This is a genomic window from Lutimonas sp. (assembly GCF_051011215.1).
GTDB lineage: Bacteria > Bacteroidota > Bacteroidia > Flavobacteriales > Flavobacteriaceae > Lutimonas.
Window position 1 is genome coordinate 1 of sequence record NZ_JBPCUJ010000070.1, and the last position, 11665, is coordinate 11665.

9 protein-coding genes are annotated in these 11665 nt (G+C 39.3%); 4 read left to right on the plus strand and 5 right to left on the minus strand.

From position 1 onward, the window contains the following. The 5 genes from ACR2MV_RS06860 to ACR2MV_RS06880 form a co-directional block, all read right to left on the minus strand. A partial coding sequence (locus ACR2MV_RS06860) for a sulfatase-like hydrolase/transferase (RefSeq protein ID WP_434021164.1) occupies positions 1–534 on the minus strand: 534 nt, incomplete at its 3' end. Positions 535–553: 19 nt separating this feature from the next. Beyond that, on the minus strand, positions 554–1927 hold the full coding sequence (locus ACR2MV_RS06865; protein WP_434021165.1) for an MFS transporter: 1374 nt from the start codon (positions 1925–1927) through the stop codon (positions 554–556). Then, positions 1924–3153, minus strand: a complete 1230-nt coding sequence (locus ACR2MV_RS06870) for an AGE family epimerase/isomerase (protein WP_434021166.1) — start codon at positions 3151–3153, stop codon at positions 1924–1926. The genes ACR2MV_RS06865 and ACR2MV_RS06870 overlap by 4 nt, the downstream gene beginning before the upstream one ends. 8 nt (positions 3154–3161) lie before the next feature. Beyond that, complete coding sequence (locus ACR2MV_RS06875) at positions 3162–4349, minus strand: glycoside hydrolase family 130 protein (RefSeq protein ID WP_434021167.1); 1188 nt, start codon at positions 4347–4349, stop codon at positions 3162–3164. 24 nt (positions 4350–4373) lie between these two features. Then, the gene (locus tag ACR2MV_RS06880) at positions 4374–5474 is read right to left on the minus strand and encodes a glycoside hydrolase family 26 protein (RefSeq protein WP_434021168.1); all 1101 of its coding nucleotides are present in this window, start codon (positions 5472–5474) and stop codon (positions 4374–4376) included. A gap of 234 nt (positions 5475–5708) precedes the next feature. Between ACR2MV_RS06880 and ACR2MV_RS06885 the strand changes: the two genes are divergently transcribed. From ACR2MV_RS06885 to ACR2MV_RS06900, 4 genes are all read left to right on the plus strand, one after another. Continuing rightward, positions 5709–6596, plus strand: a complete 888-nt coding sequence (locus ACR2MV_RS06885; RefSeq protein WP_434021169.1) for an AraC family transcriptional regulator — start codon at positions 5709–5711, stop codon at positions 6594–6596. Between the two features lie 90 nt (positions 6597–6686). Further along, the gene (locus ACR2MV_RS06890) at positions 6687–11069 is read left to right on the plus strand and encodes a response regulator (protein ID WP_434021170.1); all 4383 of its coding nucleotides are present in this window, start codon (positions 6687–6689) and stop codon (positions 11067–11069) included. A gap of 34 nt (positions 11070–11103) precedes the next feature. Further along, positions 11104–11481, plus strand: a complete 378-nt coding sequence (locus ACR2MV_RS06895; protein WP_434021171.1) for a response regulator transcription factor — start codon at positions 11104–11106, stop codon at positions 11479–11481. Between the two features lies 1 nt (position 11482). Beyond that, on the plus strand, positions 11483–11665 hold a 183-nt coding region (locus ACR2MV_RS06900; RefSeq protein WP_434021172.1), incomplete at its 3' end, for a hypothetical protein.

The following is an 11665-nucleotide window of genomic DNA, read 5'->3' on the forward strand; positions in this document are numbered from 1 at the left end:
GGTAGTATCAAAATAACTCGACCAATGGCCTGAAGTAAAGCCTACAAATTCATCAAACCCCCGGCCCATAGGATGGTAAGGATAATGGGCCCCATTATGCCATTTCCCAAAAATACCGGTGGCATAGCCATGGGCCTTTAAAATATTGGCTAAGGTTTCTTCGTCCAGGCTCATATTCTCCCTACCCCTGGTAACCCCTGTAACTCCAGTTCTCTGATGATAGCGCCCCGTGAGCAAACTGGCACGCGTGGGTGCACAAACAGGGTTCACGTAAAAGTTCTCAAAAAACGCTCCAGTATTGGCCAGTAAATCTAGGTTCGGCGTCTCAGAGATGGGATTTCCCATCAAGGACAGATCTCCATAGGCCTGATCATCAGTAAGTATCAACAGGACATTCGCTTTTGTAGCAAATGAGGTTGGGTTTACATCCTTTTTTAGTTCCTTCTGACAGGAGACAGATAAAACAATTGATATACATAGCAAGAGAACTATTCTAAGTTTATAAGTCACTAGCTTTTTAATAGAAAGTATCATCAGGTTTAACGTATATTTATCAATCTCTTCTTGCATCCAGCTCGTCAGATACTCCCTTCATAAAGGCATCACTCAACTTATAGCGCATCAAAAAGACAGCAGACAACACAGCGCCCACCGCCGGGTAAATACTAATCATCAATCGAATCCCTTTTAAAGATTCTGTCGTTTGTTCCGCATTGGCCTCAAATCCATAAGCGGATAATAACCATCCTGTGATGGCACCACCAAGTGTCCAGCCCATTTTTTGCGACATGGATGAGGAAGAAAAAACCAGTCCTGTTGCTCTTCGCCCTGTTTTAAATTCTGAATAATCCGCAATATCCGCATACATGGACCAGATCAGCGGAAGCACAATTCCGGAACAAATACCCATGATCACATTCAAACCAAAAATCAAAGGCACTGAATTGGGATCTACCCAATAAAAAATAAAGCTAAAAACAGCCGCAATCAACATGGCTGAAATAAAGGTGCTTTTTTTACCAAATCGCGCTGATGCCGGTTTGGCCAATAAAACTCCGATCAGGTTGGTGACCAACCATAAGGTCATATAGGCACCCGCCAGTTTATCCCAGGCTACATCCCCAAAATAAGCGATGCTTTGATCCTTCACAAAATATTTAAAATAATACATGATGTTCCCATCTCTTAATGAATTGAATATCAAAACAGCAATCCCTGCACCTAACATGATAAACCACTGTGCATTCTTTGCCAGATCTTTTAAATCTTTCTTAATCGATGATTCAGTGTTCAGTGGTTTGACTCGCTCTTTGGTCCATAAAAAAGTCATGATAAAAAAGAAGGCGGCTAAAACAGCATAAATACCTACTGTGTATTGATAACTCTGGGCATCATCCGATCCAGAGTTTTTAAAATAATCGAGCAAATAAGGCACGGTCGCTGTCATAAAAATCCCCCCTGAATAGGCACCGATAAACCTGAAGGAGGCCAATGAGGTCCGTTCTTTAGTATCTGAAGTCATTACACCCATCAATGACGAATACGGAACATTGATCGCGGTATATACCATCATCATCAAGGTATAGGTCACGTAGGCATAGAGCAATTTTCCTGAAGGCCCAAAATCAGGCGATGAAAAAGTCAAGACGCCAATAATGGCAAACGGAATGGCTACCCATAATAAATAAGGCCTGAATTTTCCCATGCTCGTTCTGGTACGGTCGGAAATAATCCCCATGATGGGGTCGTTTAATCCATCCCATAGTCTGGTAAGTAAAAACATAGTACCTACAGAAGCTGGTGACAATTCAACCACATCTGTATAGTAAATCATGAGAAACATAGAGAATAACTTCCAAAACATGGAAGAGGCAAAATCTCCAAAACTATAGCCTATTTTTTCTTTTAATTTAATTTGTTCACTCATACCTGATTATTCAAATTATCTATTCGTTCTATCAACTCCATCAAAGCTCTGCTATTGTGATATGGGCATTTCCAAAAACCGACCTTATCTTCAGAGGTAACGGGAATATTAGCTGCGTTCACGCGCCAGATCCAGTCACCGTTTTTATGATCTATTAAATGACTTTTTATAAATTGCCAAATCGCTTCTATATGCCGCACCAATTCAGGATCTTGATCCAATTCATAGGCATCCATAAAGCCCACTAGGGCTTCTGCCTGTGGCCACCAGTGCTTGTCTTTATCCAATACGGCTCCATGTCTTTCATTGAAAAGAGAACCATCTGCATCCAGCCCTTCCTTTTTTGTAGCCTTCACCAAGGCCGCCGTGATCTTTTGAAGATCCTCACTGACCTTTCCTTCATGCACCAAGATCGAGGCTTCATTGAGCAACCAGGCCGCCTCAATATCATGTCCAAAAGATACTTCTTCAAATTGAGATGTCCAGTCGAGATTAAAAAACATTCTCAGATGTTGGGTTTTGGGATTGTAGATCTTTTCTGTAAAAACTTGCAGCAATGATTCGATGGCTTTTTTAACTTTTGCATCTGGATGCACCCGATAGAGATTCGAATAGGGCTCCAAAATATGCAAATGAGTATTCATTGATTTTGGGGTGTTTAAATCTTTGTCACTGAGGCGTACATCATCTAAGGATTTCCAGTCAGCTGTCAAGGCTTCAATATATCCTCCAAATTTTGGTTCCCAAAAATTGTTTTCTAGGATGTCAAAAAGCGCCAGCGCAAGCTTCAGGCTTTCATCTTTTTTTGTTGCTCTGAAATATTCAGAGAAACCATACAGCCCAAAGCCTTGGGCATAAGCTTGCTTTTTAGAATTCAACACCCCTCCCTGAGCATCTAGTTCCCAAAAAAGCCCTCCATTATCCTTGTCCCAAAAATAATTGACCAGATAATCAAAGGCCCTGTCTGCGATACTTCGATAGACTTCCTTGTTGCTGGTTCTATAAGCGGCAGAAAAAGTCCACAGTATTCTTGTATTCAAAATACAGCTTTTAGATGCCTCTGGATCTATCTTTCCATAATGATCCATTTTACCGATAAAGCCCCCATTGGCTTCATCCAGACAGGCTGACGACCAAAATGTCAGGATACGATTCAATTCTTCAGAAAATTCATTTTTTAGCCCATTGAGCTTGTCGAGTTCCTTCTTTATACCCAATTGATTCATAGCTTCTATTACTTGGTATTTTGAAAGACCTTGTTTTGATCGATCAAATGATCAATCGCTTTCACTGACAAATGAGAATGCAATTCATCTTCAGGAGAATTCATGCAATAATCGAGTAATTGCTCCATACTAGAAGTGGCGACGTGCATTCTGGTATCTGAAGAAGCATAATAGATATAGACCTTTCCATCATCGTCTTTGATCCATCCGTTCGAAAAAACCACATTTGACACATCTCCCACCCGCTCTTCTTTTAAGGGAGCAATGAGATGCCCATGAGGTTTATGCGTCACCTTCCAAGGCTCATCCAGATCTGTCATAAACAGGTATAAGGTATAGCGTAAACCAGCGGCTGTATTTCTGACCCCATGTGCCAGATGTAACCAACCTTTCTCAGTTCGAATGGGAGCCGGTCCGAGACCATTCTTTACCTCATAAATGGTATGGTAGGTTTTTGCATCCACGATGGTCTCTTCTTTTACTTCAGGGTTTTCCATGCTCTCGGAGAGACCAAAACCAATACCTCCTCCTTTTCCAGTATCAATAAAACCATCCTGGGGCCTGGTAAAAAAAGCATACTTTCCTTTTATCAAATGAGGAAACACCACCACATTTCGTTGCTGTCCTGTGGTAGAGATCAGATCTGGAAGACGTTCCCAATTAACAAGATCCTTGGTTCTAACGATCCCGGCTGCTGCCATCGCCGTTGAAGTATCACCCTCAGGTGCCGAAGGATCTTTGCGTTCTGTGCAAAACACCCCATAGATCCAACCGTCATCGTGTTGCGTCAATCGCATGTCATAGACATTGGTATCTAAATCTTCATTTTGAGGGATGCTAATGGGGCGTTCCCAAAAGGTAAAATTATCAATACCATTAGGGCTTTCTGCTATGGCAAAAAAAGATTTCCGATCATTCCCTTCTACTCTTGCGACCAATAAATACTTCTCATCGAGTTTTATGGCACCTGCATTGAAAACCGCATTAAAGCCAATGCGTTCCATAAAAAACGGGTTGGTCTCAGGATTCAAGTCATAGCGCCATTCGAGTGGTATATGATCTCTGGTCAATATTGGATATTCATGTCGTTCATAGATCCCATTACCACTAAATGATGGCTTATTCTTTAACGCAAGTAAAGCTTCGTGATCGCTACTAATTCTTGAAATTCTCTCTTTAAATATATGTTGATTCATACATGAAATTTAATAAAACCTATTCTATTTAGTTCTTGCTAACAAGGACTTAAAATCTTCTAATAATAAGATGTTCTTTCTGTCGAGTAATTCTTTGGCCGCAGCTGCACCTTTTTGTTCGAGATAAGGGAAAAAGTAATGAACATTTCCATCGTTTCTCCACACCATCACATAGCTAATACTCTTTGACACGAAAGGATCTGCCAGCACCTGACCTAATTTATCTGTATACCAATTGGCCTCAGAAACATTCTCAAGTCCTGTTTCTGTAAAAGCTGCTATTTTTTCTTTTTTCTCCGCTGTTTTTATGACGATATGTAATTTATCAATGGCTGCTTTCACACTACCTCCTTTCTTTAAATCGGAGTAATTATCTACACCGAGTATGTCGACATAGGCATCTCCGGGATACCAGGTTAAATAAGCTGTTTCACTCTTGAAATTTCTATCGGGCGAATAGGCAATGAGCATATGCTTTAAACCTTTTTCAACCCTTAGGTACTTGACTGTGAAAGTAAAAAGTTGTTGAAACTCCTCAGGAGTACACTGTTTAGATCCCCACCAAAACCAATTCCCATCCATTTCGTGCCATGGTCTGAAGATAAATGGAATATTTTGTCCATCTTCGGTTTTGAGTTCATGAAAAAATGCAGCTATTTTGTCCAGCTGTTCTTTAAAGGCTTCATGGTATTTCCCACCCGGAATAATATGCTTTACCACAATGACATTTTTATTCCAAGAGCTTTCATGAGTCACGGGTGCATAGGGATGCCAACTAAAAGTGTTGATTCCGCCCATAGCATCACCCATGATAGCCAGACTCTTCATTTGCTCAAAAGGCACTTTGTCAAGGTTCTTCTTATGATTGAGTTCCAGACCTCCCAACTCCCAACCAAAGACGGCCGGATAATCTCCGGCTATCCGTTTCACATCTGATTCGCCACGAATATATTCCCAGCCCACTCCATACGCAAGATCATCCTGATGACCGAATAAAATCCCTTTTCCTTTTACAGAAGTTAGTTTTTCATAAATAGGATTAGTTGCGAGGTCAGGGTCTGTCTGGGCACTGATCTCCTGACAGAAAAGAATCAAAAAAAACAAACTGATTTTACATAGTTTCATGTGCACGAAATATAATTAGAACGTTGCTTGCCCTTTCGCATTCAATGTTTTACTAAATTAAGTTGACTAACAACAATGTCAAAATTATTTCAATTACCACTTCAAAACAAGTAGTTTTACGACACAAATCAATACTTTTACAACATAAATTCAACATGTCTTTGTTAAGACTATCATAGATACGGATATGCAAACAAACTCAGTTCAATTTACAGCCATTGAAGCCAATTAAGCATGAGCGATATAGAAAATAATATTCATAGAGAAATTACACCTTTACGCAACAATGATTGCTTTTTAATTTTTGATCGTAAACGACAGGTCTTTAATTTCCCCATACATTTCCACCCTGAATTTGAATTAAACTATATCTATAATGCAAAAGGAGGTCGGCGCATCGTGGGAGATCACATGGGGGTTATTGGGCAAAAGGAATTGGTGCTTACCGGCCCAAACCTATATCATGGCTGGGAAAACTATAAGAATTCTGGCAAGGAAGAATTTCATGAAATCACCATCCAGTTTCCTGCAGACGTTTTTGGAGACAGTTTGTTAAACAGAAACCTTTTGCAAACCTTAAAGACCCTATTTCAAAATGCGAACCGTGGTATCCTTTTTTCTACCAAGACCATCGCTCAGGTTGAAAAGAAAATCCACAAACTTAGTAGAACAAATGGCTTTGACAGCTTTTTACAATTTCAATCTTTACTATATGACCTGGCCATCTCAAGAGATCAGACATTTTTGACAAACCGCTCTTTTCAACATCAGAATGACTTTTATAATAGCGAACGAATCGAGAAAGTCTATACCTTTCTAAAAGAAAATCACCACCGTAAAATTAAGATTGAAGAAGTAGCAGACTTGGTTGCCATGTCAGTAATCTCCTTAAGCAGATTGACCAAACAACGAACCGGGAAATCATTTATGGAGTTTTTGATCGAAGTAAGATTAGGATCTGCAACCAGAAGCCTTATTGAAACCAACGACAGTATTTCTCAAATTTGCTTTGATTGTGGGTTTAACAACATTTCAAACTTCAACAGAATATTTAAAAAATATCAAAATTGCACACCCTCTGAATTTCGAAGTAGCTTTAACGGTGTTAAAAATGTTTTTTAAAATATTCATTGCCAGCACATAAGAAATAAATTTGTATTTTAGTAAGCATAAGAAGCGATCAACTAACCTAACCTCGCTGCTGAATTTACTATGATAAAACAAATTCAACTCTCCTTTCAGAGATGTGATTTTCGTCATCTGATTTTTATTTCCTTATTTTTTATTTCTTCCCTTTCTTTTGCTCAGGAGCAATTGGGTAGACCCATGATTACCAATTATTCTTATGAAGATTATAAAGCAGCCCCGACCAATTGGTGGGCTACTGAGGATGCTCAGGGCATTATGTATTTTGCGAACAATCAAGGTGTCGTCATTTTTGACGGAGTTAACTGGAATACGATTGAATTGCCTGAAAGTGGATGCCGCAGCTTAGCTCAAGATGAAACCGGGAGAATTCATGTAGGTGGAAATGGTGATTTTGGCTATTTAGAGGCGAATGAAATTGGAGAACTGGAATTTAAAAGTCTGTTAGAGCAGGTACCTGAAGAACATAAGGAGTTTGCAGATGTCTGGGAAACAGATTTTTATCAGGGAAGAATTATTTTTCGGACGACCAATAAATTGTATTGTTGGGATGGAAAAATTATGAAAATTATCGCATCGGAAGATGCCTATCATGTGGGTAAAATTGTTCATGGAACTTATTACCTAAGAATCTGGAATCGAGGACTTTGTTATATGACAGATGAGGACACCTTTGAGCTAGTTCCAGGTGGTGAACGATTTAAAGATGAGAGAATTTATGTGATCTTACCATATGATGAAGATAAATTGCTTCTCGGTTCTCGATCAAACAACTTTTACATCTTTGATGGTAAAACGTATACACCTTTTAAAACTGAAATTGACGATCTATTAAAAGGCTCCCTTTACCTCCCTGGTATTGCCTTAGCAAATGGTAATTTTGTGATCAACTCATTTGGAGAAGGCACCTTTATCATAAACCATGATGGTAAATTACTTCAACGATTTGGTTCTGATAATGGGTTACAAGATGGGAGTGCTAGCTTCGCATATGTTGATTCTAGAAATGTGCTATGGCTACCATTATTTAATGGGATTTCTAAGGTGAATTTGAATTCCAATTTTGGATTGATCGATTCCAATTTAGGGCTCAGTACCAAGGTGGTATTTGCTTCATACAGGTTCAAAGGAATCCTATATCTAAGCACAAATAATGGAATTTTCTATCTTGACGAAGACAGTAAAAAATTAAAACTCATAGAAGGAACAATTGGTCAAGGAGCCTCATTTGCTGAAAAAGATGGAAAACTTTATACCGGAACAGGTTTTATGGGTTTGATTGAAATTGTTGGCAAAGAATTTAAATTTATTCGTAAGAGTGAAAACTATGATTTTAGGGTAAACCTAGTGCGATTTTCTAAAATTGACAGTAATAGACTATTTGTGCAGCTACAAGATGGACTAGCAAGCCTTTATTATAATGATATTACGAAAAGGTTTGAAGAAGAATCTTTCACCGACAAACATAGAACTATTAGAGCTGTCGCTGAAAATGAAGATGGAAGCATCTGGTTAAATGATTCTGAAGATAGCCAATTGCAACTTTTGGTTCCAAAAATGAAAGATCAAGTTATGGATCTTAAAAATGCTGAGGTTAAAACTTATTCCCAGGACAAAGGAGTTCCCAAAGGCGAAGTTGGGATCTCAAAGTTTGATGAAGATTATATTCTTTGGAGTGAAGAGAACAAAAAGACATACACATTCAATGCGGACTTAGATAAATTTGAAGAAAAAAAGTTTTTCTTCGATCACTTGATCAACTGGAGTGAAGAAGGCGGAATCAGGTTTTTTAAAGACCATCTTGACCGGTTATGGTTTGGTGTTGGAGATGGCTTAATCGTTGCTAAAAAGAAAAAGGACGGCACTTACGAACTCAATAACGAAACCTTTAAAGAGCTTAAAAATCGAATCATTTGGACCGTCTATGTTGACCCATCTTCTACCGAGGAAAATACTGTGGCCTGGTTTTCAGGGCCAGATGGTATTGTACGTTATGAAGGAGGTTTAGATGAGAAGACAGATCTTGATTTCAATGTGGCAATCCGCAAAATGTCTATTAGCGGAGATTCTTTGATCTATGCCGGAGCCATAGACTTTCCGAAAAAAGTTAAAATCGACAATGATCTGAATGCTGTTAGTGTGAATTACGCCGCCCCTTTCTTTATTGGTCAAAAAGACATGCAATATAGCACCTATATGGAAGGACTGGACAAAGACTGGTCCGACTGGACCAAACAGGCTACACGTGAATACATCAATTTACCCCCTGGCAATTATAATTTTAGAGTGAAGGCTAAGAATATTTTTGGCGACATAAGTGAAGAAGCCGTTGCTTCTTTTGCCATCACTCCTCCCTGGTATAAAACCCTTTGGGCCTATGCCCTGTATGCGCTAGGGCTAATAGTGCTGATCTATGGCATCGTCAGTTCAAGAACCAGGATACTCATCAATCAAAGAAAAGCACTGGAAAACAAGGTGACTGAAAGAACCGAAGAAGTACACCAACGTCTAGATGAGTTGGCCACAGTCAATGACGTTAGTCAAGCTTTGACCCAAAAACTGGAGTTGAGTGAACTCATTCAAATGGTGGGGAATCAGATGAAAAAATTGTTTAAATCTGATATTACCTATCTGGCCATTTTAGACCAGGAAAAAGAAATCATTAACTTTCCTTATCAGGATGGTGACACCATGCCACCCATGACCTACGGAGAAGGACTAACTTCTAGTATCATAAAGACAGGAGAATCATATCTCATTAATCACGATACCGATATCGACGCTACCTATGATAAAATTGGCGTGGAAAGAACTGGTAAAGATGTGATGTCTTACCTTGGTGTACCTATACCCGTTGAAGATAGTATCATTGGAGTGCTAAGTGTTCAAAGCACTGAACAGGCCAGTCGTTTTAACGAAGAGGATAAAAGGTTGTTGAGCACCATTGCCATCAATGTGGGAGTCGCATTGCACAATGCCGAACTCTACGAAGAAGCCAAGGATGCAAAAGCAAAAGCTGAAGATGCCAACGAAGCCAAATCAGCTTTCCTATCTACAGTGAGTCATGAATTGAGAACCCCTTTAACCTCGGTCTTAGGTTTTGCCAAAATAATCAGAAAAAGACTGGAAGATAAAGTTTTCCCTGCAGTGAGTGTTGAGGATCAGAAAATCAAACGCACTATGAAACAAGTCAGTGAAAACCTGAATGTTGTTGTTTCCGAAGGAGAACGGTTGACCAACCTGATCAACGATGTACTGGATCTTGCAAAGATTGAATCCGGAAGAATGGAATGGCATATGAAACCAATCTTTCTACAGGACGTAATCAACAGAGCCATCGCCTCTACCTCCGCCCTATTTGAAGAAAAAGGATTGACCCTTGAAAAAAATATTTCTTCAGATCTGCCACTCATCAGTGCGGATGAAGATAAATTAATCCAGGTAGTCATCAACCTACTCTCAAATGCTGTAAAATTTACCGATAAAGGAAAGGTAACTGTCGAAGCTTATATAGACAATGCTCAAATCATGGTTGAAGTACAGGATACCGGAATTGGAATTGCCGAAGAGGATCGACATAAGATATTTGAACGATTCCGTCAGGCCGGAGACACCTTAACCGATAAGCCAAAAGGTACAGGACTTGGTTTGCCAATCTGCCGTGAAATTATTGAACATCACGGAGGTATTATCTGGATGAAAAGTGAGCACGGCGTAGGAAGTTCATTTTTCTTTACTATGCCTGTGATGGGTGAAGGTAGCAATGAACAACCCATTCAACTTGACAGAATTCTCAATAGCCTGAAAAAGCAAATTAAGCATTCATCCTTAACCAATGTAAAAGAAGTTCCGACAATTTTGGTTGTTGATGACGATACTCCAATCAGATCTTTATTAAGACAAGAATTGGGTGATGCTGGCTATCAAGTCAAAGAAGCAGCAAATGGCAAAGCAGCCTTGGATATGGTGCGATTGTCAAAACCAGATCTGATCATCTTGGATGTAATGATGCCTGAAATAAACGGTTTTGATGTGGCAGCGGTTTTAAAAAATGATCCTGCTACCATGGATATTCCAATAATAATTTTGTCCATTGTTCAGGATAAAGAACGGGGCTTAAAAATTGGAGTCGACAGGTACCTTACAAAGCCCATCAATACCGAACAGTTGTTCCATGAAGTAGATGAACTGCTGGAACAAGGTGTTTCCAAAAAGAAAGTACTGGTAGTAGATGAAGATTCTTCTGCCGTCAAAACACTTTCTGATGTATTGAGTGCACGTGGTTATAAGGTGATGGAAAGTGACCCTAAAAACCTTTTGAAAAATGCGACGGAATCACAGCCGGATATCATCATGCTGAACTCTGTTTATAATGCCGACCAGAAGGTTATTAAAGATCTGAAGGGGCAGAAAGGAATGGAAAACACCATGTTTTTCATTTATGAATAATAGCAACTCACTAATAATAAAAACATAATTATACATGGCACAAAAATTATTAATTGTAGATGACGAGGCTCATATCAGAATGCTCATCGAACAGACATTGGAAGATTTGGAAGATGAAGGAGTAGAATTGTTATTTGCGGAAAATGGCGAACAGGCTTTGGAATTGATTCAAAAAGAGGAACCCAATCTGGTTTTTCTCGACGTAATGATGCCTAAAATGAATGGTATGGAAGTTTGCCAAAAGGTAAAGAAGGAATTGAACCTGTCTCATGTCTATATTATTTTACTCACAGCCAAAGGTCAGGAAGTAGACCGGCAAAAAGGAATGGAAATGGGTGCCGACAGATACATGACCAAACCCTTCGACCCGGATGAAATGCTTGCTGTAGCAGAAGAAGTATTGAAAAATTAATATGGTTACCCTTGATAAAAAAATAAGAACACGCCTTCGTGCCCTTAAGCATGTCTTAAAAGATAAGCGCACTGAAACGTTGCTCTCCAGCCTTTCTCAGGAAATGGCGCTGGATATTTCCGTGATGGATACGCAGGACCATTTATTATGGGGAGAAATGAACAATTATACCGTAAAACATTCA

Excerpts from the sequence above, each read along its gene's own strand:
- ACR2MV_RS06870 (WP_434021166.1), bottom strand. The coding sequence starts at position 3,153 with ATGAATCAATTGGGTATAAAGAAGGAACTCGACAAGCTCAATGGGCTA.
- ACR2MV_RS06885 (WP_434021169.1), top strand. The coding sequence starts at position 5,709 with ATGAGCGATATAGAAAATAATATTCATAGAGAAATTACACCTTTACGC.
- ACR2MV_RS06865 (WP_434021165.1), bottom strand. The coding sequence starts at position 1,927 with ATGAGTGAACAAATTAAATTAAAAGAAAAAATAGGCTATAGTTTTGGA.
- ACR2MV_RS06875 (WP_434021167.1), bottom strand. The coding sequence starts at position 4,349 with ATGAATCAACATATATTTAAAGAGAGAATTTCAAGAATTAGTAGCGAT.
- ACR2MV_RS06890 (WP_434021170.1), top strand. The coding sequence starts at position 6,687 with ATGATAAAACAAATTCAACTCTCCTTTCAGAGATGTGATTTTCGTCAT.
- ACR2MV_RS06895 (WP_434021171.1), top strand. The coding sequence starts at position 11,104 with ATGGCACAAAAATTATTAATTGTAGATGACGAGGCTCATATCAGAATG.
- ACR2MV_RS06880 (WP_434021168.1), bottom strand. The coding sequence starts at position 5,474 with ATGAAACTATGTAAAATCAGTTTGTTTTTTTTGATTCTTTTCTGTCAG.